Origin of the sequence: Acrocarpospora pleiomorpha (assembly GCF_009687885.1) — a bacterium.
Lineage (GTDB): Bacteria > Actinomycetota > Actinomycetes > Streptosporangiales > Streptosporangiaceae > Acrocarpospora > Acrocarpospora pleiomorpha.
In genome coordinates, this window is record NZ_BLAF01000069.1 from 77,046 (window position 1) to 102,017 (window position 24,972).

Annotated in this window: 22 protein-coding genes; 15 read left to right on the forward strand and 7 right to left on the reverse strand. The window is 67.6% G+C overall.

Annotation, left to right across the window (positions count from 1 at the left end; all coding sequences use genetic code 11):
- Window positions 1-2: 2 nt before the first annotated feature.
- From Aple_RS41855 to Aple_RS41890, 8 genes are all read left to right on the forward strand, one after another.
- Entirely contained in the window at window positions 3-1,040 is a 1,038-nt protein-coding gene (locus tag Aple_RS41855) for an MBL fold metallo-hydrolase (protein WP_155350318.1), read from the forward strand.
- The gene (locus Aple_RS41860; protein WP_155350319.1) at window positions 1,037-2,212 is read left to right on the forward strand and encodes a CaiB/BaiF CoA transferase family protein; all 1,176 of its coding nucleotides are present in this window, start codon (window positions 1,037-1,039) and stop codon (window positions 2,210-2,212) included. The genes Aple_RS41855 and Aple_RS41860 overlap by 4 nt, the downstream gene beginning before the upstream one ends.
- Window positions 2,213-2,334: 122 nt before the next feature.
- Window positions 2,335-3,243: an alpha/beta hydrolase gene (locus tag Aple_RS41865; RefSeq protein WP_218038766.1), complete on the forward strand. Its 909-nt coding sequence runs from the start codon at window positions 2,335-2,337 to the stop codon at window positions 3,241-3,243.
- Window positions 3,236-4,369, forward strand: a complete 1,134-nt coding sequence (locus Aple_RS41870) for an acyltransferase family protein (protein WP_155350320.1) — start codon at window positions 3,236-3,238, stop codon at window positions 4,367-4,369. The genes Aple_RS41865 and Aple_RS41870 overlap by 8 nt, the downstream gene beginning before the upstream one ends.
- A gap of 58 nt (window positions 4,370-4,427) precedes the next feature.
- Entirely contained in the window at window positions 4,428-5,681 is a 1,254-nt protein-coding gene (locus Aple_RS41875) for a sensor histidine kinase (protein WP_218038767.1), read from the forward strand.
- Window positions 5,678-6,349, forward strand: a complete 672-nt coding sequence (locus tag Aple_RS41880; protein WP_155350322.1) for a response regulator — start codon at window positions 5,678-5,680, stop codon at window positions 6,347-6,349. The genes Aple_RS41875 and Aple_RS41880 overlap by 4 nt, the downstream gene beginning before the upstream one ends.
- A gap of 208 nt (window positions 6,350-6,557) precedes the next feature.
- The gene (rpoB, locus tag Aple_RS41885; protein WP_218038768.1) at window positions 6,558-10,013 is read left to right on the forward strand and encodes a DNA-directed RNA polymerase subunit beta; all 3,456 of its coding nucleotides are present in this window, start codon (window positions 6,558-6,560) and stop codon (window positions 10,011-10,013) included.
- A gap of 116 nt (window positions 10,014-10,129) precedes the next feature.
- Window positions 10,130-11,293 carry a cytochrome P450 gene (locus Aple_RS41890; protein WP_246265129.1) on the forward strand — a complete coding sequence of 388 codons (1,164 nt, stop codon included), beginning with the start codon at window positions 10,130-10,132 and terminating at the stop codon, window positions 11,291-11,293.
- 79 nt (window positions 11,294-11,372) lie between these two features.
- Here the strand turns inward: Aple_RS41890 and Aple_RS41895 are convergent, their stop codons facing one another.
- Complete coding sequence (locus Aple_RS41895) at window positions 11,373-11,921, reverse strand: LGFP repeat-containing protein (protein WP_155350324.1); 549 nt, start codon at window positions 11,919-11,921, stop codon at window positions 11,373-11,375.
- 166 nt (window positions 11,922-12,087) lie between these two features.
- On the opposite strand from Aple_RS41895, the gene Aple_RS41900 reads away from it, so the two are divergent.
- Window positions 12,088-13,149, forward strand: coding sequence for an ATP-binding protein (locus Aple_RS41900; protein ID WP_155350325.1), 1,062 nt, complete (start codon window positions 12,088-12,090; stop codon window positions 13,147-13,149).
- Window position 13,150: 1 nt separating this feature from the next.
- Complete coding sequence (locus Aple_RS41905) at window positions 13,151-14,944, forward strand: vWA domain-containing protein (protein ID WP_155350326.1); 1,794 nt, start codon at window positions 13,151-13,153, stop codon at window positions 14,942-14,944.
- Between the two features lie 6 nt (window positions 14,945-14,950).
- Here the strand turns inward: Aple_RS41905 and Aple_RS41910 are convergent, their stop codons facing one another.
- The 3 genes from Aple_RS41910 to Aple_RS41920 form a co-directional block, all read right to left on the reverse strand.
- A complete protein-coding gene (locus Aple_RS41910; protein ID WP_155350327.1) occupies window positions 14,951-15,352 on the reverse strand; it encodes a PIN domain nuclease in 402 nt (133 codons plus the stop codon).
- Window positions 15,349-15,573, reverse strand: a complete 225-nt coding sequence (locus Aple_RS41915; protein ID WP_155350328.1) for a type II toxin-antitoxin system VapB family antitoxin — start codon at window positions 15,571-15,573, stop codon at window positions 15,349-15,351. The genes Aple_RS41910 and Aple_RS41915 overlap by 4 nt, the downstream gene beginning before the upstream one ends.
- A gap of 132 nt (window positions 15,574-15,705) precedes the next feature.
- Window positions 15,706-18,153 (reverse strand): DUF8508 domain-containing protein, encoded by a 2,448-nt coding sequence (locus tag Aple_RS41920; RefSeq protein ID WP_246265133.1) that lies wholly within the window; start codon window positions 18,151-18,153, stop codon window positions 15,706-15,708.
- A 319-nt stretch (window positions 18,154-18,472) separates the two neighbouring features.
- Between Aple_RS41920 and Aple_RS41925 the strand changes: the two genes are divergently transcribed.
- Both Aple_RS41925 and Aple_RS41930 read left to right on the forward strand, forming a co-directional pair.
- Complete coding sequence (locus tag Aple_RS41925; RefSeq protein ID WP_218038769.1) at window positions 18,473-18,850, forward strand: hypothetical protein; 378 nt, start codon at window positions 18,473-18,475, stop codon at window positions 18,848-18,850.
- Window positions 18,847-19,146 (forward strand): hypothetical protein, encoded by a 300-nt coding sequence (locus Aple_RS41930; protein WP_155350330.1) that lies wholly within the window; start codon window positions 18,847-18,849, stop codon window positions 19,144-19,146. The genes Aple_RS41925 and Aple_RS41930 overlap by 4 nt, the downstream gene beginning before the upstream one ends.
- Window positions 19,147-19,158: 12 nt before the next feature.
- Here Aple_RS41930 and Aple_RS41935 read toward each other — a convergent pair whose 3' ends face one another.
- Window positions 19,159-19,920 carry a TetR/AcrR family transcriptional regulator C-terminal domain-containing protein gene (locus tag Aple_RS41935; RefSeq protein WP_155350331.1) on the reverse strand — a complete coding sequence of 254 codons (762 nt, stop codon included), beginning with the start codon at window positions 19,918-19,920 and terminating at the stop codon, window positions 19,159-19,161.
- A 71-nt stretch (window positions 19,921-19,991) separates the two neighbouring features.
- On the opposite strand from Aple_RS41935, the gene Aple_RS41940 reads away from it, so the two are divergent.
- Both Aple_RS41940 and Aple_RS41945 read left to right on the forward strand, forming a co-directional pair.
- The gene (locus tag Aple_RS41940; RefSeq protein ID WP_155350332.1) at window positions 19,992-20,828 is read left to right on the forward strand and encodes an alpha/beta hydrolase; all 837 of its coding nucleotides are present in this window, start codon (window positions 19,992-19,994) and stop codon (window positions 20,826-20,828) included.
- A gap of 225 nt (window positions 20,829-21,053) precedes the next feature.
- A complete protein-coding gene (locus Aple_RS41945; protein WP_155350333.1) occupies window positions 21,054-22,088 on the forward strand; it encodes a cation:proton antiporter in 1,035 nt (344 codons plus the stop codon).
- Here the strand turns inward: Aple_RS41945 and Aple_RS41950 are convergent.
- Together Aple_RS41950 and Aple_RS41955 are read right to left on the reverse strand one after the other, a co-directional pair.
- Window positions 22,079-23,830, reverse strand: coding sequence for a thiamine pyrophosphate-dependent enzyme (locus Aple_RS41950; RefSeq protein ID WP_246265136.1), 1,752 nt, complete (start codon window positions 23,828-23,830; stop codon window positions 22,079-22,081). The genes Aple_RS41945 and Aple_RS41950 overlap by 10 nt on opposite strands.
- Window positions 23,831-24,121: 291 nt before the next feature.
- The gene (locus Aple_RS41955) at window positions 24,122-24,676 is read right to left on the reverse strand and encodes a GNAT family N-acetyltransferase (RefSeq protein ID WP_308805545.1); all 555 of its coding nucleotides are present in this window, start codon (window positions 24,674-24,676) and stop codon (window positions 24,122-24,124) included.
- Window positions 24,677-24,693: 17 nt separating this feature from the next.
- On the opposite strand from Aple_RS41955, the gene Aple_RS41960 reads away from it, so the two are divergent.
- Window positions 24,694-24,954 carry a hypothetical protein gene (locus Aple_RS41960; protein ID WP_155350335.1) on the forward strand — a complete coding sequence of 87 codons (261 nt, stop codon included), beginning with the start codon at window positions 24,694-24,696 and terminating at the stop codon, window positions 24,952-24,954.
- The last annotated feature ends 18 nt before the right edge of the window (window positions 24,955-24,972 follow it).

Sequence of the window (24,972 nt, forward strand, 5' to 3'; positions counted from 1 at the left end):
CGATGACGGCCGCCCGCGCGTGGTCCGAGCCGGGTGCCGAGCTGGTGGCACCCGGGGTGCACCGGATACCGCTGCCGCTGCCGGACGAGCTCGCGGCGGTTAACGTCTACGCGCTGGAGCGCCCGGACGGGCTGACGCTGATCGACGCGGGTCAGGCGCTCCGGCGCGCACGCGACGACCTGAAGGACGCGCTGTCGTCCCTCGGGTACGCCCTCGGCGACGTACGCGAGTTCCTCATCACCCACGCCCACCGCGACCACTACACCCTCGGTCCCCTGGTGCGCCGCGACCACGGTTCGCGGGTGCGCATCGGGATCCGCGAGGCTCCCGCGCTCGCGGCGGTCGGCAATCCGGACTGGCCCGCGTACGTTTCCCAGCTGGCGCTGCTGCGTGCCAACGGCGCGGAGGCCCTCGCCGACGAGATCGGCTCGGATGCCAGGGCCCAGGGGCTCGCCGCCCATCAGTGGGAAGCCCCCGACTCGTGGATCGTCGACGACGAGATCATCGAGGTCGGCGAACGACGGCTGCACGCCATCCCGACCCCCGGCCACACCCAGGGCCACCTTGTCTTCCATGACGAGCATGCGGGTCTGCTCTTCGCCGGTGACCACGTGCTCCCGCACATCACCCCGTCCATCGGCTTGGAGCCAGTCCCCGGGCGATCGCCGCTGCGCGACTTCCTCGGGGCGCTGCGCCGGGTGCGGCGGCTCCCGGACGCGCTGCTGCTGCCGGCGCACGGCCAGGTCGCGCCTTCCTCCCATGCCCGCGTCGAGGAGCTGCTGCGCCATCATGACGACCGCCTCCGCGACACGCTGGCGGCCGTGCGCGCGGGATGTACGACCGGGTTCGCGGTCGCGTCCAAGCTCTCCTGGACCCGGCGGCGGGCCGACCTCGACGAGCTGCCGGTCTTCCATCGGATGCTCGCGGTCGTGGAGACGTCCGCACATCTGGAGCTTCTCGTCGAACAGAACCTGCTCACGCAGACCTTCGACAGTGGCGTCACAGGTTATGCGGCCGTCTCCGGGGAGGCTGAGCAGTGAGCCTCCTCGACGGGATGCGGATCCTGGACCTGTCGACCTTCTCGCCGGTTCGATTCGGCACCACCGTGCTGGCCGATCTCGGCGCCGACGTCATCCAGATCGACCGGCCGCGCTCCTCCTACCCTGACGACGTGCCGATGCTCACCTCCATCGAGCATCCGCGCTGGCTCTGGCACAGCCGCAACAAGCGGAGCATCGGCCTGAACCTCAAGCACGACGGGGCACGACAGGTGCTCCTCCACCTCGTCGCGGACGCCGATGTCCTCATCGAGGGCTTCGCGCCCGGCACGGCCGCGCGCCTCGGCCTCGACTACGGTTCGCTGAGCACCGTGAAGAAAGACCTGGTCTACGCCTCCGTGACCGGCTTCGGCCAGACCGGTCCGTACGCCGGTCTCGGTGGCCACGAGATGAACTACCAGGCGATGGGCGGGGTCACCGCGGCCATGGCCGCCGCCCACCGGGGCGACCCGGCGATCCTCCCGTTCCCCTTGAGCGACTCCGTCGCGAGCCTGTACGCGGCTGTCGCGGTGCTCGCCGCCGTCCACCGTCGGGACCGCACGGGCCTCGGCGCCTGCGTGGACATCTCGATCCAGGATGCGGTGGTCTCGCTCTTCGGCTACGACGCGCAGTACTTCTGGCAGCAGGGCATCACCGACCCGTCGGAGATCGAGGAGCTGGGCGGCTCCCCGGCGAACGGCGCCTACGCCACCGCGGACGGCAAGGCGGTCGTCCTGGGCGCGGTGGAGCCCTCGGTGTGGAAGCGGTTCTGCGCGGCGGTTGGGCAGCCGGATCTCGAAACGGCGCTGCCCGAGGAGCCCGAACGGGTGCGGCGCGAGCTGGTGGCGATCTTCGGCCGACGGTCGCGTGCCGAGTGGCAAACGCTCGGCGACCAGGGCGGGCTGGGCCTCACGCCGGTGCTCTCGCTGACCGACCTGCTGACCGATCCGCATATCGACCATCGTGGCCTGGTCAACGAGGTGGAGCACCCGACGCTTGGCTTGGTGCGGCAGCTCGCGACGCCGATCAACGTGGACGGTGGAATGCCGCCCTCGCGGTGGTTCGAGGTCCCGGGTGGGCATACCCGGGTTCTCCTGGAGGAACTCGGCATCGACGAGTCCGTGCGAACCGCTCTCTACGAAGCCGAGGCGGTGTTCGACGCCGAGCAGCCGTAGTACCCGTAGTACCGCAGAGCCACCCGGGAGATGCGCTCCCCAGCGGGACGCCGACCATGAGGTGTGATCCGTAAGTTCCGGTGCCGTCAGCATGAGAATCCGGCCCGGAAGGACCCCTCCCCGTGGCGTCCCGCCTCCGCAGCATCCTGCTCTCCACGCTCGTCACCGCCTCCCTGTCCGGGCCGGTGTCGGGCGCGGCCCGGCCCTCGGCCGTCCCAGCGCCTGCACCCGCCGCATTCCCCCCATTTCGGGCCCTCGCCGATCGGTACACCGCCAGCCGCGACGGAATCCGGGCGGCCGAGCGCATGGCCGCCGCCCACGGCCATCAGTGGCGGGCCGCGATGCTGCGCGCCATGGCCGATCCGGCGCGGCAGTTCCTCTCCTTCGACGGCCGCGACGGCGGCCGCGCCGTAGAGGTCTTCGGCGACCTGTCCCAGGCCGAGCGCATCGCCGTGCTGGTCCCCGGCTCCGATACCAACCTCGACAAGTACGGACTCCTGCGCGGCGGTTCGATGCGACTGCGGCAGGCGCTCGGCGACCGGTCCGCGGTCATCGCCTGGCTCGGATACGCGACGCCGAGCACGGTGAGCGCCGACGCGCTGACCACCGGCCGCGCTGTCCAGGCCGCCCCTGACCTCCGTGCTTTCGTGCGGGAGCTGCGCTCGGCCAAGCCCGCCGCCCGCATCTCCGTCGTGTGCCACTCCTACGGCACGGTGGTCTGCGGGCAGGCCGCGCCCGGGCTGGACGTCACCGACATCGTCCTGTACGGCAGCCCGGGCGTCGGCGTCGACAACGCCGCCGCGCTGCACACCCGGGCCACCATCTGGGCCGGCCGGAGCACCGGCGACTGGGTCGCCGGCGTGCCGCACCTTCGGCTGCCCTTCGTCGGATTTGGGACCGACCCGGTCTCGCCCGAGTTCGGCGCCCAGGTCTTCGCGGCGGGCGACGGCGGCCACAGTGACTACCTGAGACCCGGCGTGGCCCTGGAGAACATCGCTCGGATCGTCTCCGGACAGGCCGATCGTGCGTGACATCATCCGGCGGATCGACGCCGCGACCCCGCCCGAGCGTGATCGCCCGACCGACGCGTTGCGAGCCCTCGCCATCCTCGGCGTGCTGCTCGGTCACTGGCTGGTGACCGCCCTGGTCGCCGACAGCGGCACGCTGCACACCGCCAGCCCGCTCCGGTCTATGCCCCAGCTTGCCCCGGTCTCGTGGCTCTTCCAGACGCTTGCGCTCTTCTTCCTGGTGGGCGGGCTGGTGGGCGCGAAAAGTCATGCGTCCACCGTCGGGACGTATGGGCAGTGGCTCGGCGTCCGGGTCGTTCGGTTGTCCAGGCCGGTGGCCGCCGTGCTGGCGGTGTGGACAGTGGCGGCGGTCGTGATGCTCGCGGCCGGTGCCGACCAGGGGACCGTGCGCACACTGGTCAAACTGGTGTGGTCCCCGCTGTGGTTCCTGCTCGTCTTCGCGGCGCTGACGGCGGCGACCCCGCTGGTCGCCCGCCTGCACCCGCTGTGCCCGCTCGCCGCCGTCGCGCTCGTGGACCTCGTCAGGTACGGCCTGGGCGGCCCCGCCTGGGTCGGCTGGATCAATGTGGTGGCTGGCTGGTTGGTGCCGTACTGCCTGGGCGCGGCCTGGGCCCGAGGCCGACTGCGGAGCCGTATGACCGGATGGGTGTTGCTGTTGGGTGGCGCAGCTGCCACCGGCGGGCTGGTTCGGTGGGTCGGTTACCCGGCTGCCATGGTCGGGGTGCCCGGCGCCAGGATCTCCAACCTCAACCCGCCCACTCTCGCGGCCGTCGCCTTCGGGCTCGCCCAGTGCGGGGCGGCCCTGCTGCTGCTTGGCCCGCTGAGGCGGGTGCTGCGCCGTCCTGCGGCCTGGGCTGCGGTGGCTCTGGTGAACCTGTCCGCGATGACGATCTTTCTCTGGCACCAGACCGCCATGATCGCGGTGACCGCGATCGCCCTGGCCGCAGGCGGGGCGCTGCCAGGTCTGCACACTGTCCCAGACGGCTCGGGCTGGGTGCTCGCCCGGCTGGCCTGGCTACCGGTGTTCGCGGCGGCGCTGCTGGTGTGCTGGGCCGCATTTCGTGGCTACGAGCAGAGACCGCCAGGAAGGCGCGGCAGCGTCCCCACACCGGCTGGGGTGCGTGGTTAGGGTGGACCTTCGCTACCAAGGGGCAATGGAGGACAAAGGGGACGTGCGGGGAGGGTCGATGGGGACACTGCCGGCGGTGCCGCGTACCCTGCGCGCGGACCTGTGGACGATGGCCGCCGATCCGCTGCCGCGCATGAACGGGCCACGCTGGCTGGCCCGGCTGCCGCACGTCCTGGTCGTGGTGCTCGCGATGCTCATGGTCTACGGCTCGGGTCAGGATCCGATGATCCGGGTGCTCGCCATGCTTCTAGCGGCGGCGCTCGTCGTCGCGATGTTCCGCCCGATTCCGGCCTGGTGGGCATCGACCGTCATCATGGTCATCGGCGCGCCGATCGTGGACCACCCTCCCGCATCCTGGGACGTTCCGGGGCACGGAGGGATGTCGTTCCCCTGGTCCATTTACTTGATCGCATTGCAGGCCGGGGTGCTGTTCCTGCTGGCCCTGCGGGTCCGTCCCCGGGTGGTGGCCGAGACGTTTGGGATCACCATCCTGGCGGGGCTGGCCTGCGTGCACTTCATCAACCCGAGCATCGGCCCTGGCGAAGTCGTGCTGGCCATTCCCGTCGTCGTGACCGTGCTGGCGGTTGGCGCCCTGATGGGAATCGGCGTCGTGCTGCGGGGCGAGCGCGTGGCCCGCACCCGGCTGTTCAGACAGCAGCAGCTCACAGCCGCGGAGCGGGCCAGACGCACCGTGCTCGAGGAGCGCAACCGGATCGCCCGCGAGTTGCATGACGTGGTCGCCCACCACATGTCGATGATCTCCATCCAGGCGCAGGTCGCCCCGCACCTGGTGAAAGACCCGCCGGAGGAGCTCAAGGAGAACCTCGCGGGCATCCGCCAGAACGCCGTCGAAGCACTGACGGAACTGCGGCGGGTCCTGGGCGTGCTGCGGTCGCCGGACGCGCCGCCGGACGCGCCGCAACCCACCCTCGACCGGTTGGCGGAACTGGCCGGTAGTGTGCGCGGCGCCGGTCTCATCCTCACCATCGAAACCATGGGCGAGCCGCGCCCGCTGTCGCCGGGCGTCGAGTTGTCGGCGTTCCGCATCATCCAGGAGGCTTTGTCCAATGCGATGCGGCACGCTCCCGGCGCGGCGGTACACGTGAAGATCGGCTACCGGACCGACGCGCTCGCCATCCAGATCACCAACGCCGAGCCCGACCGGCCTCCATCGCCCTCCGCGGGTCCCGGGCACGGGCTGCTGGGCATGCGCGAGCGCACAGTCATGCTGGGTGGCGAACTGACGGCCGGCCGCACCCCGGACGGCGGTTACGAGGTGACCGCGACGCTGCCCGCGAAGGACACCCCATGACGACCATCCGCGTGCTGATCGCCGACGACCAGATGATGGTCCGCCAGGGCTTCACGGTGCTGCTCAACGCCGAACCCGGCATCGAGGTCATTGGCCAGGCCGTGGACGGCCTCGACGCCGTCGCGAAGGTCGCCGAACTCGCTCCGGACGTCGTCCTGATGGACATCCGGATGCCCGAGCTCGGCGGCATCGAGGCGACCCGCCGCATCACCGGGGCCGTCGGCGCGGCCGTCAAGGTCCTCGTCCTGACCACCTTCGACATCGACGAGTACGTGTACGAGGCGCTGCGCGCGGGCGCGTCCGGGTTCCTGCTGAAGGACGCGTCGGCCGCCGAACTCGCGCACGCCGTGCGGGTGGTGGCGGCGGGCGACGCGCTTCTGTCCCCGAACCTCACCAAGCGGCTCATCGCCGAGTTCTCCCGGGTGGCCGGCGCTCCGCGCGTCCCGCTCAAGGACCGTGCCGGTGACCTGACCGAACGCGAAACCGAGGTCCTCTCCCTGATCGCTCAGGGCCTGTCGAACGCGGAGATCGCCCAGCGTCTGGTGGTCGCGGAACAGACCGTCAAATCTCATGTGGGCCGGATCCTGGTCAAGCTCGGCCTGCGGGATCGGACCCAGGCCGCGGTCTACGCGTACGAGACGGGACTGGTGCGTCCGGCCGGGTACTGATCCGCAGGGATAGCTTGACGGCTCCCGGTCGAACGTGCGATCCTGAGGCGGGATCGAGGTTGACTATTAGTGTATTATTGGACATTGGTTTGCATTTTGGCTTATGCTGCCTTTCCACGCTGTCCCTCGACGTCCCCATTTCCCGGTAGCCATGTGGCGTCGTCTGGCGTGCGTGTAGTCAGTCCGTGATCCCTCGGAAGGACATCCGTTGGCAGCCTCGCGCAACGCTTCCGCCATGCCCGCCGGTCCCCGTCGCGTCTCTTTCGCACGATTCCAGGAACCGCTCGACGTTCCCGACCTCCTCGCCCCGCAGACCGAGTCCTTCGACTGGCTGCTCGGTAACGAGAAGTGGAAGGCTCGGGTCGAGGCGGCTCGCCAGGCCGTTCCCGCCCAGTCGGGCCTCGAAGAGATTTTTGAGGAGATCAGTCCCATCGAGGACTTCTCCGGAACCATGTCCCTGTCGTTCCGGGATCACCGGTTCGAGCCGCCCAAGCACTCGGTCGACGAGTGCAAGGACAAGGACATGACCTACTCCGCGCCGATGTTCGTGACCGCGGAGTTCATCAACAACACCACCGGTGAGATCAAGAGCCAGACGGTGTTCATGGGCGACTTCCCGCTCATGACCGGCAAGGGCACCTTCATCGTCAACGGCACCGAACGCGTGGTCGTCTCCCAGCTGGTCCGCGCGCCGGGCGCCTACTTCGACCGCACCGCCGACAAGACCTCCGACAAGGACCTGTACGGCTGTCGGGTGATCCCGTCCCGCGGCGCCTGGCTCGAGTTCGAGATCGACAAGCGCGACAGCGTCGGCGTCCGCATCGACCGCAAGCGCAAGCAGGCCGTCACGGTCCTGCTCAAGGCGCTCGGCTGGACGACCGACCAGATCCTCGAGCGTTTCGGTCAGTACGAGTCGATGCGCGCCACCCTGGAGAAGGATCACACCTCCGGCCAGGACGACGCGCTGCTGGACATCTACCGCAAGCTGCGCCCGGGCGAGCCTCCGACCAAGGAGTCCGCGCAGACGCTGCTGGAGAACCTGTACTTCAACCCCAAGCGGTACGACCTGGCCAAGGTCGGCCGATACAAGATCAATAAGAAGCTGGGAGTGGACTCTGAGATCACTCAGGGCACGCTCACCGAGGACGACATCGTCGCCGCCATCGAGTACATCGTCCGGTTGCACGCCGGCGAGACGGCGATGCCCGGCGCCACCGGTGAGGTCGTCGTCGAGACCGATGACATCGACCACTTCGGCAACCGGCGCGCGCGGAGCGTGGGCGAGCTCATCCAGAATCAGGTGCGGATTGGCCTGGCCCGGATGGAGCGTGTCGTCCGGGAGCGCATGACCACCCAGGACGTCGAGGCGATCACGCCGCAGACCCTGATCAACATTCGCCCGGTGGTGGCGTCGATGAGGGAGTTCTTCGGCACCTCGCAGCTGTCGCAGTTCATGGACCAGACCAACCCGCTGGCCGGTCTGACCCACCGGCGCCGCCTGTCGGCGCTGGGCCCCGGCGGTCTGTCCCGGGAGCGGGCCGGGATGGAGGTCCGTGACGTGCACCCGTCCCACTACGGCCGGATGTGCCCGATCGAGACGCCGGAGGGCCCCAACATCGGCCTGATGGGCTACCTGGCCTCCTTCGGCCGGATCAACTCCTTCGGTTTCATCGAGACGCCCTACCGCAAAGTGGTGGACGGCAAGGTCACCGACCAGATCGACCACCTCACCGCCGATGAGGAGGACCGCTTCGTCAAAGCGCAGGCGAACACGAGGCTCAATCCCGACGGCTCGTTCGTGGAAGCCCGCGTCCTGGTCCGCACCAGGGGCGGCGACACCGAACTGGTCAGGGCCGAGGAGGTCCACTACATGGATGTGTCGCCGCGCCAGATGGTGTCGGTGGCGACCGCGATGATCCCGTTCCTGGAGCACGACGACGCCAACCGCGCGCTGATGGGGGCCAACATGCAGCGCCAGTCGGTGCCCCTGCTCAAGAGCGAGGCTCCGCTGGTCGGCACCGGCATGGAGTACCGCGCGGCGTCAGACGGCGGCGACGTCATCACCGCGGCGAAGGCGGGCGTGGTGGAGGAGGTCTCGGCCGACTACATCACGGTGATGAACGACGACGGAACCCACATCACCTACCGGGTGGCCAAGTTCAAGCGGTCCAACCAGGGCACCTGCTTCAACCAGAAGCCGATCGTGGCCGAGGGCGACCGGGTCGAGGTCAACCAGGTCATCGCCGACGGGCCGTGCACCGACACCGGGGAGATGGCGCTCGGCAAGAACCTGCTCGTGGCGTTCATGCCATGGGAGGGCCACAACTACGAAGACGCGATCATCCTCTCCCAGCGGCTGGTCCAGGACGACGTCCTGTCCTCGATCCACATCGAGGAGCACGAGGTCGACGCCCGCGACACCAAGCTGGGCCCCGAGGAGATCACCCGGGACATCCCGAACGTCTCCGAGGAGGTCCTGGCCGACCTGGACGAGCGCGGCATCATCCGCATCGGCGCCGAGGTCGTCACCGGCGACATCCTGGTCGGCAAGGTCACGCCCAAGGGTGAGACCGAGCTGACCCCGGAGGAGCGGCTGCTGCGCGCGATCTTCGGGGAGAAGGCGCGTGAGGTGCGCGACACCTCGCTGAAGGTGCCGCACGGCGAGTCGGGCAAGGTCATCGGGGTGCGTGTGTTCAGCCGTGAGGAGGGCGATGAGCTTCCTCCGGGTGTGAACGAGCTGGTCCGGGTGTATGTGGCGCAGAAGCGCAAGATCACCGACGGTGACAAGCTGGCGGGCCGGCACGGCAACAAGGGCGTCATCTCCAAGATCCTGCCGGTGGAGGACATGCCGTTCCTGGAGGACGGCACCGCGGTCGACATCGTGCTCAACCCGCTGGGCGTGCCCGGCCGGATGAACGTCGGCCAGGTTCTGGAGACCCATCTAGGGTGGATCGCCGCCCGAGGATGGGACATTTCGGGTGTCGACGAGGCGTGGGCCGAGCGGCTGCGTGACAAGGGCTTCGCCCATGTCGAGCCGCGCACCAACGTGGCCACCCCGGTGTTCGACGGCGCCGGCGAGGAAGAGATCATTGGCCTCCTCGACAACACCCTGGTCAACCGCGATGGCGACCGGATGGTCCAGCGGAGCGGCAAGGCCAGGCTCTTCGACGGCCGGTCAGGCGAACCGTTCCCCTATCCGATCGCCGTCGGTTACATCTACATCCTGAAGCTGCTGCACCTGGTCGATGACAAGATCCACGCCCGGTCGACTGGTCCGTACTCGATGATCACTCAGCAGCCGCTGGGTGGTAAGGCGCAGTTCGGCGGGCAGCGGTTCGGTGAGATGGAGGTGTGGGCGCTGGAGGCCTACGGCGCCGCCTACGCGCTGCAGGAGCTGCTGACCATCAAGTCCGACGACGTGCTGGGCCGCGTGAAGGTCTACGAGGCCATCGTCAAGGGCGAGAACATCCCCGAGCCGGGCATCCCGGAGTCCTTCAAGGTCCTCATCAAGGAAATGCAGTCGCTGTGCCTGAACGTCGAGGTGCTCTCCAGCGACGGCATGTCCATCGAGATGCGCGACACCGACGAGGACGTCTTCCGCGCCGCGGAGGAGCTCGGTATCGATCTGTCCCGGCGCGAGCCGAGCAGCGTAGAAGAAATCTGATTCCGATGCTGGGCGCCCACGTCCCGTCCGGGCGTGGGCAGCCTGACCAGTTGAGGTTGCGTGCTCGTTCTCGCGACGGGATCTTGTGGGGTAGCAGATTCCCCTCAGGAGACGACATGTTGCCTCTACATATGCGCCGCCAGGAATTCCACCCCGATCCCGAGCTGGCCGCCGCCCGCGAGCAACCCGGCCTGCAGCGTGTTCCCACGCCCTATGGCCCGCAGGCCTGGCTGGTTACCCGCTACGACGACGTACGCACTGTGCTCAGGAACGCCGAACTGTTCAGCTACGCCCACGGCATCAACCTGCCGCCCATGAGCGAAGAGCAGGCCAAACGACTCCGCGCGGGCGCGCTGCTGCTGATGGACCCACCTGACCACACCCGGTTACGCCGCATGCTGACCCCCGAGTTCACGATGCGCCGCATCCGCCGCCTGGAACCCCGGGTCCGCGAGATCGTCGCCGACCATCTGGACACGATGGAACATACCGGCGCGCCGGCCGATCTCATCTCCCAGTTCGCCACCCCGATTCCGTCGCTGGTCATCTGCGAACTGCTCGGGGTGCCGTACGAGGACCGGGACGCCTTCCAGGCGCGTACCAGCGCGATCCTGGACTTCAACCGCCCGCCCGAGGAGCGCGGGAAGGCGCAGATGGCGTCCGCCGCCTACATGGCCGAGCTGGTCGGGCGGGCCCGGGTCGAGCCGGGCGAGGACCTGATCGGCATGCTGGTCCGCGAGCACGGCGATGACCTGTCGACCGACGAGCTGGTCGGCATCGGCGGGTTGCTGCTGGTGGCCGGGCACGAGACGACGGCCAGCATGATCGGCCTGGGCACGCTGGCGTTGCTGCGCCACCCTGAGCAGCTCGACCTGTTCCGCAAGGACCCGGACAAGGTCGACGGCATGGTCGAGGAACTGCTGCGCTGGCTGACGATCATCCACGCGGGCGCCACCAAAGTGGCCACGGCCGACACCGAGATCGCCGGAGTGCCGATCGCGAAGGGCGACGTCGTGGTGGTCTCCCTCCCGGCCGCCAACCGCGACCCCGCGCTGACCGAGGACCCAGACCGTTTCGACATCGAACGCCCCGACCTGGCCCACGTCGCGTTCGGCTACGGCGCACACCACTGCATCGGGGCCCCACTGGCCCGGATGGAGATGCGCATCGCGTTCCCCGCCCTGTTCGAGCGTTTCCCAGGCCTGCGCGAAGCCGGCGAGCCGGAGTTCCGCTCATTCAACGTCGTATACGGCCTGTCGGCGTTCCCCGTCGCCTGGTGATCCGCGGTCACATGGGCGCCGGTAGAAGCCGGCGCCCGGTGACTGTCAAAGGGGTTAACGGAATTGTGCTCAATCGTGGTCACGTCATCGTGACGCTGACGGGGAGGGTCCAGCCCTGGCGGCAGAGTTTGCGGGCCGGGAACTTCTGGTCGCAGCCGTGTACCCAGAATGTGATCTTGAGGCCCTTGGCTACGTTGACGGCGTACCTTCCTGAGGTGCCGCCTGGCATCGGCGTTCCCAGGACAGTGCCGCCGTTGGAGAGTTCACCCGACACCTGGAAGTACTCGTAGTGGAACGGGTCGGTCGGTCCCCAGCGGAAGACGGCCTGGTTGTTCTTCTGGAACGCGGCGACGATCATGCGCTCGCCTTGTTTGGGGCTCCAGGCGATCTGTCCGTGTTCGAAGCGTTGCTTGCGTCCGGTCATGTTGGCCGGCGTGTACTCCTCGACGGTCGCGCAGCCGAACCAGCTGTCGGCTCCGCCAAGGGCGCGCCAGTAGTCGCCGATCAGCCCGTACGGCTGGATCGCGCAGGTGCCGGCAGCCGCAGGCTGTGCGGTGACGCCGACGCTCAGGAGAGCGGCTGCGGCTATTCCGGTGGCGGCGACGGTGCGGCGGATCTTCGTTGTCATGATTCCTCCTTGATTCCTCCTCGACAGTAGGAAGAATCCGGCCGGCGGGGATCATGGCTGGCCAGGCGAAACGGTAGGGACAGCCCTAGTCGCAACCGAGGGTTCAGCCTCCTCGAACACCTAATCAGGTGGCGGTGAGGCCGTCTGATTCGCGAAGCTTGCGGGCGTGCAGGCCACGTTGACCGTTACCCCGGCGCAGCTTCCTGAGGTGCTGCTGCATGTCGCCGTCGTGCGTCCGGTCTTCCTGTGGGGTGCTCCGGGCATCGGGAAGAGCTCCCTCGTCCGGTCGTTCGCCGACTCCCTCGGGCTCGACTGCGTCACGCTGCTCGGCACCCAGCTCGCGCCGGAGGACCTCATCGGCGTGCCGCAGATCGTCGGCGACCGGAGCAGGTTCGCCCCGCCGGAGGCGATCGCCAGGCATGAGCCGTACTGCCTGTTTCTCGACGAGCTCAACGCGTCCTCTCCCGAGGTGCAGAAGGCCTTCTACTCGCTGATCCTCGACCGGCGCATCGGCACTTACGAGTTGCCCGCGGGGTCGGTGGTGATCGGGGCGGGCAACCGGGCCACGGACAACGCGCTTGCCCGGCCGATGGCGTCTGCCCTGATCAACCGAATGATCCACATTCATCTGCGGGTGGCGGTGGACGACTGGCTGAGCTGGGCGGCCGGCAGCGGCATCCACCCCTGGATCGTCGACTACCTCGTGCAGCGTCCCGATCACCTCTGGAGCGCCCCGCCGAAGACGGAGGAGCCGTTCTCCACGCCCAGAGGCTGGCACATGCTGTCGGACGCCATGCACTCCTACGGCGACAGGCTCGACGACGACACCCTGGCGGTCCTTGCCTTCGGCACGCTCTCGACCACGCACGCCTCGGGTTTTCGCGCGTACGTCAAGACCGTGCGGCACGCGTACGACCTGGAGACCGTCCTCAAGGGTGAGGCGGGCTGGCCGCGCGGCGCGGAGGAGCGCGACCTGCTCTACTTCCTGTCCGAGACCTTCCGCGTCCGCCTGGTGAAGGGGCTGCCGCAGTCGAAGGAGCACGCCTCGCCGGCCGGGCGCCAGCTGGCGTTCCGGGCGAAGACGCTGCTCACGGAACTCGCGGAGATCTCGCTCGAATGCGCGCAGCTGGTGATCGCCACCGACGACGACGGCGCACCGGTCCTGCCCTCGTGGTTCCTGGTCGAGGTGAGTCGCGACCTGCCGCGCCTGGCCGCCGCGAGGAGCTGACATGAGTGGGAAGAAGAAGCAGAAGGTCGATCCGTGGCGCGAGGCCGTACGCAAGGGCTGGGAGCAGGTTCGGTCCCAGCCACTGTTCCGGCCGCTCGTCGGATACCTGTACCCGGCCGAGGACGGAGAACTGCCCAACGACCGGTGGGCCTACATCGAGCCGAAAGGCACCGTTTACCACCATCCCCAGCGGCGGGCCGAGGCGGACGAATGGGCCTGGGTGTTCGCGCACTGCCTGCTGCACGCCGGGTTCGGCCATCTCGACCCGGGCACCGCCGAGCCGGAAGACCTCCAGCGCTCGGAGGAATCGTGGTGTTCCCCGCGCCCCGCGTACCTCGCCGCCTGCTGCCTCGCCGTGGACAGGTTCCTCGCCACGGTCAAGGTCGGACGCCCGCCTGAGCCGCTGCTGGAGTTCCCCGCGGAGGACGAGAGGACGCTGGCCCGCTTGTGGGGGCGCACCAGAGTCCCCGTCGAGTTCGGAGTGCCCGCCGCCCCCGACTTCTTCGTCGGTACGGCAGAGGTGGCCAAGTTCCAGAACCACCAGCGGTCGTTCGCGATCGGGATCTCCGCCGCGGCCACCCAAGCGATCGAGGCGGCCGGGGGCAGCACAATCCGGGGCACGGCCAAGAAGCCCTGGGATGTGGCGCTCGGCTGGTTCGTCTCGTCGTACCCTCTGCTGGGCGCCCTCGCCGCAGGCATGACGATCGTCGCGGACACCGACCTCGCCCGGGGATGGGACATCTCGGTAGCCGCCGTCAACGCTCAGGCCGCGGAGATCTACATCAACCCGTTGATCTCTATGAGAACCGCCGAATGGCGTTTCGTGTTGGCTCACGAGATGCTGCACGCCGCGCTTCGCCATGGAGAGCGTGCGGGATGGCGGGAGCCGTACCTCTGGAACATCGCGTGCGACTACGTCGTCAACGGCTGGCTGGTCGAGATGGGCGTGGGCGAGATGCCGGAAGGCCTGCTGTACGACCCGGAGTTGCGGGGGCTCTCCTGCGAGGCGGTCTACGACCGAATCACCGGTGACCTGCGGCGACTGCGAAAGCTTGCGACCCTGGGCGGCCGGGGACGTGGCGACATCCTCGGGCAGCCACTGCCGCGCCCCGGCGCCGCCGGCCGCTACGTGGACCTGGACGAGTACTACCGGAACGCGCTCGCCTCCGGCTTGATCTACCACCGCGGCAGCGGCCGGGGCGATGTGCCCTCAGGCCTCGAACAGGAGATCCGCGCTCTCGACCAACCCCCGCTGCCATGGGACGCCGCACTGGCCGGATGGTTCGACGAACACGTCCCCACGGTCGAGAAACGCCGCTCCTACGCCCGAGCCTCCCGCCGCCAGTCGGCCACCCCCGACATCCCCCGCCCCGGCTGGCTACGCCCAGAGGAACTCGTCCGGCAGGCCACCTTCGGCGTCGTCCTCGACACCTCCGGATCGATGAACGTCCGCCTGCTCGGCAAGGCCCTCGGCGCGATCGCCTCCTACGCCGTGGCCAGGGATGTCCCCCGAGCCCGCGTCGTGTTCTGCGACGCGGCCGCGTACGACGCGGGATACCTCCCAGTCGAGGAGATCGCAGGCAAGGTACGCGTCCGCGGCCGAGGCGGCACAATCCTGCAACCCGGCGTCAACCTCCTCGAACGCGCCGACGACTTCCCCCAGCACGGCCCGATCCTCCTCATCACCGACGGCTGGTGCGACGTCGTAAGAATCCGCCGCGAACACGCATTCCTAATCCCCACCGGCGCATCCCTCCCGTTCCGCCCCCGAGGCCCGGTCTTCCGCATGACGTGACCGGCGTCAGCTGATCCAACGCGCTGGCTGTCCGTTCAGGCGGGAGATGGTGTCGAAGTCGGCGTCCGCATGCAGCACGGTGAGCTTGTGATGTCGAGCCGTTACCGCAATGAGCAGATCGACAGGAAAGGCGCATTGGTGCCACCCCCTGTTGGCGAGTTCGCGCTGCAGGCGGCTGGTCTCGTCCCACGCTGATTCAGGGATGACGTAATACGGAAAGGTTTCCTGGAGCAGGCTGTCGGCTTCGTAGAAGGCTGGTCGGCCGCCGACCGCCCGAAGGTACTCCTGCCTGACTGGCTCACTGATGCCAACAAGCCCGGCGGAAACTGTTTGGTCCCATTCCGGACCGACCTGACCGCGGTAGAAGCGGACCAAGGCGCTGGTATCAATGAGATAGAGCTCTGTCACGCCGTCGCCTGATGCGCGCTGGCACCCTTCTCGATGACTGAGAAGTCGATCTCTCCCTCGGCCACCATCTCACGCATGCGAGCTATGGCCGCTGCCCGTCTGCGCCGGTCGACGATCTCTCGTAGGGCGGCGTTGACGGTGTCCTTCTTGGAAGACGTGCCGAGCAGCTTCGCGGCCTCAGCCAGGGCCTCGTCGTCGAGATCGATCAGGGTCTTGGTCATGGAAGCCTCCCCGCTCATATATATGAATCCAGATTAGTATATCAGGAGGGGATGGCCAGCCGTAGCCCTCTTTCGTGGTCGACGGAAAGGAAAGCGCCCGCCCCTCTGCAGGGCGGGCGCTTGTTTGTGGGGTTACTCGTCTACTACGGGGCTGCCGGGGAGGCAGCGGGTGGGGAGGGGGTCGATGTTGCAGCCGGTGAGGATGCGGATGATTTGGGGGTCGTGGTCGCTGGCCTGGTCGGAGAATTCGGCGTTGATGTGGACGACGCCGTAGGAGTAGCCCTTGATGGCGGGGCTGATGAGGATGTGGTCGAGGACCTGGGAGTTGCCGTCGAAGATGTAGCTGTAGCGCTCGTCGGCGGGGAGGGTGTCGATCAGGGTCTTGAGGAGCGTGCCGTTCCCCGTGACGGTCTGGAGGACGGGGCTGAACTGGTAGTCGTTCAGGTCGCCCAGGACGACGACGCGGGCGGCGCCGCCGCTCTTGGTGGCGAGGTCCTGGACGAAGTCGCGGACCTCGGTGGCCTGCTTGAGGCGCTGGACTTCGCTGCCGCGGACCGGCGGCTGGACGGCCGCGCTCAGTGGGAAGTCGCCGCCCTTGGAGTTGAAGTGGTTGGCGACGACGAACAGCTGCTTGTCGCCGTCGTAGAGGAACTCGCCGACGAGCGGCTTACGGCTGGAGGCCCAGGCGTCGCTGCCCGGGTTGATCCGGCCGGGGGAGACCGACAGGGAGACCTGGTTGCTGGTCGGCCGCTCGCGGACGACGGAGACGGCCGTGTTGGCGTCGCCGCCGGCGCGGTCGACGAACGTCACGCGCGCGGGGTTGAACAGGAACACCTGGCGGATGTTGCCGCCGGGCTCACCGCCGTCGGTGCCGTCGTTCGGGTCGACGGAGCGCCAGTCGTACAGCGGGCCGCCCGCGGTCTGGATCGCCGCGATGAACTTCGCGACGGTCTCGTTGGCCGCGACGACGCCGTTGTTGGTGGCGCCGTTGTTGTCCTGGATCTCCTCCAGGGCGAGGACGTCGGGCTTGCCGAGGTTGTTGACGACCGCTTCGGCCAGCCGCGCGAACTTGGCGTCCGGGTTGGTGGCGGCGAGGTTCTCGACGTTGTACGTCGCGACGGACAGGTCGCCCTGCTTCTTCGGCGGGAGCACCTTCTGGCGCTTGAGGCCGCCCTCGGTGATCGCGCCGAGCTGGGTGGCCTGCACGACGTACCCACCGAAGGACTGGTAGTCCACCGGTCCGGTGGTGCCGGCGGCCAGGGTGGAGCCGACGTTGGCGGCGGGCGCGCCGTTCAGCGCGAGGATCATCAGCCGGCCGCTGTTCTGGTCGTCGTAGCCGGTGTAGACCGAACCACCGCGCGGGGTCGGGTTCTGGCCCGGCTTGAGCGTCACCCACAGCTCGTTGAACTCGGTGTTGACCGGGCTGATCAGGCGGGTGTCCTGGTTGACGGTGACCCGCATGCCCTCGTGGGTCTCGAGCCAGTCCAGCACGTACGAGGACGGCTCCAGCGGCTGGGCTTCGAGGGCGCCGCTCTTGGTGTACGCGTCGGGGAAGGCGACCGGGACGGCCGCGGGCAGCGCGTTACCGCTGGTGAGCTTGACGGTGTTGATCGTGCCGCCGAGCTCGGTGAGGGCCTGCGCACCGGCGGCCGGGCGGAACTCGGTGACGCGGCCGGAGACCAGGACCGAGTCCCCGATGACGACCGTCGGCGACGTCGTGCCCATGAAGACGAACAGACCCTCGCTGGTCAGGGGGTCGGCGTCGGCGCCCGGGTCCTGGAACCAGAAACCGCGCGCGTTGCCCGTCGTCCGGACGGCCGTGACGATGCCCGGGACGTTCGTGACGTTCTGTCCGACGATCGGGGAGATCCGGCCCGCGCCCTGGATGTCGTGGATGCGGACGCTGCCGGGGGTCGGGTCGACGGGGCCGCCCGGGTCGTCGGCGGTGACCGTGGTGCCGGCCGAGTTGGTGGCCTTCGGCACGCCGGCGGTGAAGTCGACGGAATTGTTGTCGGTGTCGATCATCGCGCCGCTGCGGGCGTTGGCCGTGGTGTTCGTGAGGCCGGGCGCGGCGAGCGTCTCGACGTTGGCGGTCGCGCCGTAGCCGACCAGGTCCTTGACGTTCGGGGCGGTCGAGCAGGAGATGCCGCAGCCCACGAGTGGGATCTGGGCGGTGACCAGGGCGACGACGCCGGAGGTGGCCGACATCGGGATCGAGCCGGTGGCGTCGGGGGTGGGCAGTGAGAGCGTTCCACCAGCGCCCGCGGCCTGCTGGATCAGGTACCTGCCGTGCGCGGGGATGCTGCCGCTCAGGTTGGTCATCTGGAAGACGGAACCGGCGGCCGAGGCGTACTGAATGCTCCAACCGGACACGTTGATCGGGTTGCCGGTGAGGTTGGCCAGCTCGATGAAGTCGTTCTTGATGGTCGCTCCGGAGTTGCCGCCACCGCCGTACACGGCGGAGATGACGACGTCGGAGGAGAGGGCGTTCGCGGTGCTGGGCAGTGCTGCCATGGTTGCCGCGACCGCCAGTGGCAGGCTCGCTGCGGCGATCAGCCGACGTAATCTGGGGGTTGCCACAGGCCTTTGCTCCTAGATTGATGGGATCTACCCAGGAGCATGGTGGTATGTGTGTTCGGTTGAAAAGTATCGTTATCGACTATTTGCCTATATGCCGGAGGTGTTCATTGGTTCGTTCCATAGACGTGTCCCTACTGGTGGGCCAGTCGTGATGTGTGACGATCTACGGCGGCATCGCATGGCGGACGATCTTGCCCGGGTCGGCCGTGGAAGAGGCAAACGGCGGATGTCGCGTCTCGCAGGTATCTGATTACTCTCTGTTACGATCGGCGGGTCGTACACGGAGGGGGTAACGGTGAGGGCATGGGCAAGAGTGGCTGTGATCGTCGCAGCTGGATGGGGAGCGGTGCTGGGCGCTTCCGCCGCCTGGGCTGATCCCCCGCCCGATGCGCGCTCCGAACTCGCCCGTCTCGTCGGGACCGATCTTGGCGGCCTGGTCAGCGCGCTGCCTTCCCTGCTGTGCGGCAATCGCCTGATCAGCTACAACTCCCCGACGTCCAACTCTCCGGTGAAGTGCGTCAACGGGCCGGAGAACAGCGGCAACTCCACCGACAGTGGCAACTACACCAGCCTCGGCAACCCGGTGAACAGCGGGAACTTCTCCAACACCAACGGGTCCACGGGGAGTAGCAACTCCTCCAAGAGCGGCAACACGGCCAACGGCCGTCAGGAGATCATCAGGCGGGTCGCGCGATGATGATCGTGATGTACGCCGCAGCCCTGGCCTTTGCCCCGATCGCCGCCCCGATGACGGGATGCGATCAGAGTGGCTGTGCCAGCACCAACAACAGCCGTGACACCATCAACACGGGCAACAGCAAGAACAGCGGCAATTACCGCAGCGCGAACAGCGTCAACAGCGGCAACTTCAGCACCGCCAACGGTTCCACCACCAGCGGCAATTCCTCCCTCAGCTCGAACAACGCCGACGGCCCTCAGCGCATCGTCATCGCCAAACGCATCGCCAAATGCGCCGTCAAGCGGAGATGCTGACCGGCTCGCCGGTCAGATGGAGGCTGCCGCCGTCTCCACACCATCCAGAAGGATGGCCAGACCGCCCGTGAACGCGTCTGTGGCCAGGTCTTCCCAGTTCCCTGGTGCCGGCTGCCTCGCCAGCCCGGCCGAATAAGGGAATCGCTCGGCGAAGTCGGGGACGAGTTGCCGCATGAGATCGCCGCGGAGCGTCCACCATTCCTGGTCGGGGGTTCCGGTGGTCGTGGCGGCCGATCTCGTTTCCGTGATCGACTGCGCCGAACCCCGTACCAGGCTGAACAGGGAACTGACGATCGCCCGGACGGGCAGTCCGGTCCGATCGAGAATGCGCAGGAGGGATTCCAGGACGGCCTGTTCGTGCGGTCCGAGCACCGGGCGTGCGTGGGACACCTGCAGGAGCCAGGGGTGGCGCAGGTAGCAGGCCAGCAAATCGTGAGCCCAGCACTCGGTTTCGGCGCGCCAGCCGCTGGACGGATCCACCGGCGTGGCCAGGTTCGCGTGCGCCTGGTCGTACATCAGGTCGATGAGTTCGCGTTTGGTCGGCACATAGGTGTAAAGCGACATCGCGGTACGGCCCAGCCGTTCCCCCACCGCGCGCATCGACCACCCGTCCAACCCTGACTCGTCCGCCACCGCGATCGCCGCGTCCACGATCGCGTCCACCGTCAGGGCGGGCTTCGGGCCTCGGGTCGTCCGGCCGGGATCGGCCGTCGACGCGCGCCACAGCAGGGCCATCGTGCGCTGTGGATCACCCTGACCTGCGTAAACAACCAAGGGGTGAAACTCCTTACGGCATAAGGTATTGTGCGTCTGAGCGGAAACAGTTTACGGCATAAGGAGATAGCATGGCGGTCGTGACACTGCCCGGCGGATCGAGCATCGAGGTCGAGGTGCACGGTGACGGGCCGAACCTCCTGCTTCCGGTGAACCCCAAGCCCGCCGAGGAAGGCCCGGCGGCCCAGGCGATGCGCGACTGGGGCGGGGACCCGGCGCTCGGGCATTCTCTCGTCACCGGATTGCGGGATGATTTCCGCGTCGTCGCCTTCGATTACGAGGCACACGTCATCGCCAACCCGAAAACGCTCACGCCGGACGCCGTCGTAAGTGATCTGCTCGCCGTCGCCGACGCGGTGGACGCCGATGTCTTCGGCTATTACGGGTATTCGTGGCTGGCTCTGATCGGCATGCAACTGGCTATCCGTACGAGTCGTTGCGCGGCCCTGGTCATGGGGGGATATCCGCCGGTCGGCGGGCCGTACGAGGAAATGCTGAGTGTTACCAGGGCAACCCATCGGCTGGCCGTCGAAGCGCTGGATGCGCCGCCCGCGGGGCCCGCGACGGCGGGGGATTGGGATACCGTCTCGATTTCGCTGACGCCTGAGCAGGCCCTGCAGTTCGTCACCCTCTACGAGGAACTCCAGCATTTCGACGACCTGGCCGCTCAGGAGGGGCTCAGCTGTCCGAGGCTGTGCTTCGCCGGTTCCGCCGATGTCATCGAGTATGCCCCGAAGTGGGGAGGTGTCCGGGTGGATATCGGGGGGTCGATAGTTGATCGGCGGGCCGAACTCGAAAAGCTCGGCTGGGATGTGCGGGTGCTCGACGGTCTCGACCACATGCAGGCTATGCAGGCCAATCAGGCACTGCCGATCATCCGCCCCTGGCTCACGGCGAAGCTTCTCTAGCCGTGAAATCTCGTAATTTGTGAACCGATTACCCGGTTTGAGATGACCGCAGCGGATGGTAATCGGTGAGCAAGAATTCAATAGCCACGCGATGAGGTTCTGTTTTACACTTAGCTGCCCGCGCGTTTACGTCTGACAATGATCGCCTGGTGTAAGCCTATGCGAGAACTTCTCAGCACAGACTCAAGGCCAGTCGCCAAGCGCCTCGGGCAGACGGTCCTCCTCATGGTGGCGGGTCTGGTGTTCGCCCAGTCCGCAGGGGTCGGTGACGTCACCACGTCGCAGTTCTACCTGTATACGGTGATCGGACTGCTGGCGATCGGTCTCTACTCCAGCGCCTCCGGCATTCCCCGGGAAGCCGTGCGGGACCTCCGCATCGTGTTAATCGCCGTAACCCTGGGAGTGCTGGTCAAGGCGGCGCTCATCGCGGCAGTGATGTTCATTGTCATAAGGGAGCCCATCGCCCTCGTTCTCGGCATCGCCGTCGCCCAGATCGATCCGCTTTCCGTCGCCGCGATGATTGGCAATTCGCGGATGTCGCCGCGGGCGAAGAACGTCCTGCTCGTCTGGGCTTCCTTCGATGACCCGATCACGGCCTTGCTGGTGGTTTACCTGTCGGCGCTGGCGCTGCGGTGGGAGAACGTGGGCGGATCCATCCTTGATGGACCCGGCGATTTCTGGTCGTACCTGCTCAATCTGGGGGCCAATCTGGCCTTCGCCGCCGTTTGCCTGGGTATTTGGGTCGCGGTTCGCCGCTCGAAAGTGCGCCCGGCGCAGGTTCTCGAAGTGGTGGTCCTGCTCCTGCTCCTGGCGTTCGCAGTGCGTTTCTCCCTGCTGCTGGGGGTCGCCCTGCTCGGCCTGTTCTATCGGCCGGCGCCCCGGCTCGCCGATATCGCCACCAAGGGCGCGTACATGCTGGCGACCTTCGCTTTAGGCATGCTGCTCGTCGCCGGAGTGGCGTGGGTGAACGGTTTGGCGCTGGGCGTCGCCGCATTCGGCGCCCAGATGCTCGTGGCGTACCTGATAACGCGAGGTATGCCGCGGGCGGACCGCGGTTATCTCATTCTGAGCCAGCAGAACGGGATCACGGCGATCGTGCTCGCGCTCACCTTGCAGCCGAGTTTCCCGGAAACGGTGGCCATCGTCGCGCCGGCGATTCTGATCGTCAATGTGATCCACATCGTCACCACGGAGTTCTGGACACGCCATCTGGGGGCTCCCGTGCCCGCTCCACGGGAGCCGGTCGATAGTCACAGTTGAGCGATTCTGTCCTTGAACAGGGTCGTCGCGATCGCGGCGCGGTGTGGTTCGCCCCGGAGGAACGCCTGGGCGAAGTGTTTGGCCTGCTCGTAGGAGACCCGGCCCGGCATCGGCGGCTCGTCGGGGTCGACGTCCACGTCGATCAGGGCGGGGCCGTCGTAGGCGAAGGCCTCCGTCATCGCCGAGGGCAGGTCGCCGGCCTTGGTGACCTTTGCGCCGTAGCCGCCGCAGGCGCGGGCCCAGGCGGAGTAGTCGGTGGGCGGTTCCGGGTAGCGGACGCCGTGTTCGGGGTAGCCGAGCACCATCTGCTCCCAGAGGATCTGGCCGAGCGAATTGTTGTTGTTGATCACCACCTTGATGGGAAGTCCCTGCTGGGCGGCGGTCAGGAACTCGCCCATGAGCATGGCGAAACCACCGTCCCCGACGTAGGCGATGACCTGCCGGTCGGGGTACGCGTGCCGCATCGCGAGCGCGTAGGGAAGCCCCGGAGCCATGGAGGCGAGGTTGCCCGACAGGTAGAAGCCGCGATCGCCGCGAATGGTCCAGTAGCGGGCCGCCCAGGTGGCGATCGTGCCGCTGTCGCAGGTCAGGATCGCGTCCTCGGCGGCCAGCTCGTCGATGACCGACACGACATACTGCGGCGCGATCGGGTCACGATCCGGGCTGGCCAGAGCGGCCATATCCGACCGCCAGGCCTCCATCTTCTCCTGATATTTCCTGAGATGGGTGCGGTCGGAGCGTGGCGTCAGCAGCGGCAGCAGCGCCATCAGCCCTTCCCGCGCGTCGCCGACCAGCGGCACGTCCGTCGGCACCCGCGTGCCCGCCCGCGCCGGATCCGCCTCCAGCTGCACGAACCGCGCCTTTCCCGGCTCCGGCAGATGCTTGGTGTACGGGAAGTTGGTCCCCACCAGGAACAGCACATCGACGTCGTCCACCAGATCCGCCGTCGGCCTGGTGCCCAGCAGCCCGATCCCTCCGGTGGTGTACGGAGAATCGTCGGGGATGACCGCCTTTCCGGGCAGAGTCTTGATCACTGGGCAGGCCAGCGTCTCGGCAACCGCGAGGACTTCGGCTCGTGCGTGCAGGGCACCCGCCCCCACCAGGAGCGCGGGGCGTTTGGCGGCGTTGAGCGCGTCGGCTGCCCGGACGAGATCTTCCTCGCGGGGGCGGCCCGGGGCCGACAGGTAGATCGGCGCGGTCTGCGGTGGGCGGGCGGGCACGACGTGCTGCCAGGGGTCGGCGTCCGCGTCGGCCACCTGGATGTCGTTCGGGATCGTCAGGTGCGCGACCCCACGCCGGGCGTACGCCGTTCTGATCGCCAGGTCCACCAGCGTGGGCAGCTGGGTCGGGTTGGTGATCATCATGTTGTACTCGGCGACGTCCTCGAACAGGCGGTCGAGATTGACTTCCTGCTGGTAGTTGGTGCCGAGTACGGAGGTTTCCTGCATGCCGGTGATCGCGAGCACCGGGGCGTGGTCGAGTTTGGCGTCGTAGAGCCCGTTGAGCAGGTGGATTCCGCCGGGTCCCGAGGTGGCCAGGCAGACGCCGAGCCGGCCGGTCGCCTTGGCGTATCCGGTGGCCATGAAAGCGGCCGCCTCTTCGTGATGTACCAGCACGAACCGGACGCGATCGCGATGGCGGCGCAACCCTTCCATGATCCCGTTGATGCCGTCGCCGGGGATCCCGAAGATCGTGTCGACTCCCCAGTCGGCCAGGCGTTCGACTAGCGCTTCTGAAGTCATTTGTCCCATGAGTCCGCCGTTTCCCCATCGGGCCAGCTCATACGACCTATCTGGATAAATCCCCGCAAAGTGGGGCAAATTCCTCGGTTCTTGCTGGTGTTATCTGCGTCGTTGGAGGCGCAACGCGGACAGGGCGCACAACACGCCCGTGGCGGCGCAGGTCCACCAAAGGGCTCATCTGTCGTAGAGGAACGCGCCCACCAGGGTGGGTGGCTGTCGGCAATCAGGGGTCTGGCGGCGGGCTGGTAGACGTCGGCGCTCGCGGGGGTCGGGCCAGCGCTTGCATTCGTTTCAGAGGGTGCGATCGAAGCGGACGCGTGTGGTGCCGGGGCCGTCGTGGTTCTCGTAAGGGGCGCTGACCGTGAAGCCCATCGAGGTGTGGAAGGCGATCGAACGGTGATTCTGCGGTGAAGTGATCGCTTGTACGACCGTTCGGGCGTCGGCTCGGGCCAGGTCGAAGAAACGCGTGTAAAGCTCCCGTGCCAGGCCCTTCGCCCGAAAATCTGGATCAACGGCTACGTAATGGATGTAGGCGACCGTCGGCTGCGACGGCGAGAGAAATCCCACGAGAAATCCGACAAGTCTGTCGTTGACCTCGGCGACCAGGCTGCTCCGGAAGAAATGATCCAAGAAGAGCCGGGACAGTCCGGCCGTCATGGGCCGCCCCCACCAGTCATCGACAACCGTGACGATCCTGTCGTAATCAGCTGGTACGGCCTGACGTACCCCAACGTCGTACATGCCCCCCAGCATGCACCCGCGGGCACCGCCCCGGAACACGCGTCCGGATGGCGAGGAAGATGCGATATTTCGTGCGAAGGTGATCAAGCTGTGGATATCGTCCACCGCATGAAGGGCCGGTTATGACGCAGGAGACGATCGCGCGCTGGGCTGCGCTTCCTCGCCTGGCCGCGGTTGTGCTCGTCACGGTTCCGGTCTGGTTTGATCGTTTCTCGGCGCTGATCGCCGGGCGACTTCCACTGACGATCGCCCGCCTCGCGACCAGAGAGATGATCGGCTGGTCGCTCGGCACGGCAGCCGCAGCCTGGTGGACGATCCCCTACCTCGTGGCCGCTGATCGCCGCCGCCGTCCTCATCCGGCTTCCCGCGTATTCCTGTCCTGACGAAAATTGGGATGCCCG

What these genes read in the sequence shown, in the direction of transcription:
- Aple_RS41855 (WP_155350318.1), top strand. Translation starts at nt 3, where the DNA reads ATGACGGCCGCCCGCGCGTGGTCCGAGCCGGGTGCCGAGCTGGTGGCA.
- Aple_RS41875 (WP_218038767.1), top strand. Translation starts at nt 4,428, where the DNA reads ATGGGGACACTGCCGGCGGTGCCGCGTACCCTGCGCGCGGACCTGTGG.
- Aple_RS41880 (WP_155350322.1), top strand. Translation starts at nt 5,678, where the DNA reads ATGACGACCATCCGCGTGCTGATCGCCGACGACCAGATGATGGTCCGC.
- Aple_RS41890 (WP_246265129.1), top strand. Translation starts at nt 10,130, where the DNA reads ATGTTGCCTCTACATATGCGCCGCCAGGAATTCCACCCCGATCCCGAG.
- Aple_RS41895 (WP_155350324.1), bottom strand. Translation starts at nt 11,921, where the DNA reads ATGACAACGAAGATCCGCCGCACCGTCGCCGCCACCGGAATAGCCGCA.
- Aple_RS41905 (WP_155350326.1), top strand. Translation starts at nt 13,151, where the DNA reads ATGAGTGGGAAGAAGAAGCAGAAGGTCGATCCGTGGCGCGAGGCCGTA.
- Aple_RS41915 (WP_155350328.1), bottom strand. Translation starts at nt 15,573, where the DNA reads ATGACCAAGACCCTGATCGATCTCGACGACGAGGCCCTGGCTGAGGCC.
- Aple_RS41930 (WP_155350330.1), top strand. Translation starts at nt 18,847, where the DNA reads ATGATGATCGTGATGTACGCCGCAGCCCTGGCCTTTGCCCCGATCGCC.
- Aple_RS41940 (WP_155350332.1), top strand. Translation starts at nt 19,992, where the DNA reads ATGGCGGTCGTGACACTGCCCGGCGGATCGAGCATCGAGGTCGAGGTG.
- Aple_RS41945 (WP_155350333.1), top strand. Translation starts at nt 21,054, where the DNA reads ATGGTGGCGGGTCTGGTGTTCGCCCAGTCCGCAGGGGTCGGTGACGTC.
- Aple_RS41950 (WP_246265136.1), bottom strand. Translation starts at nt 23,830, where the DNA reads ATGACTTCAGAAGCGCTAGTCGAACGCCTGGCCGACTGGGGAGTCGAC.
- Aple_RS41960 (WP_155350335.1), top strand. Translation starts at nt 24,694, where the DNA reads ATGACGCAGGAGACGATCGCGCGCTGGGCTGCGCTTCCTCGCCTGGCC.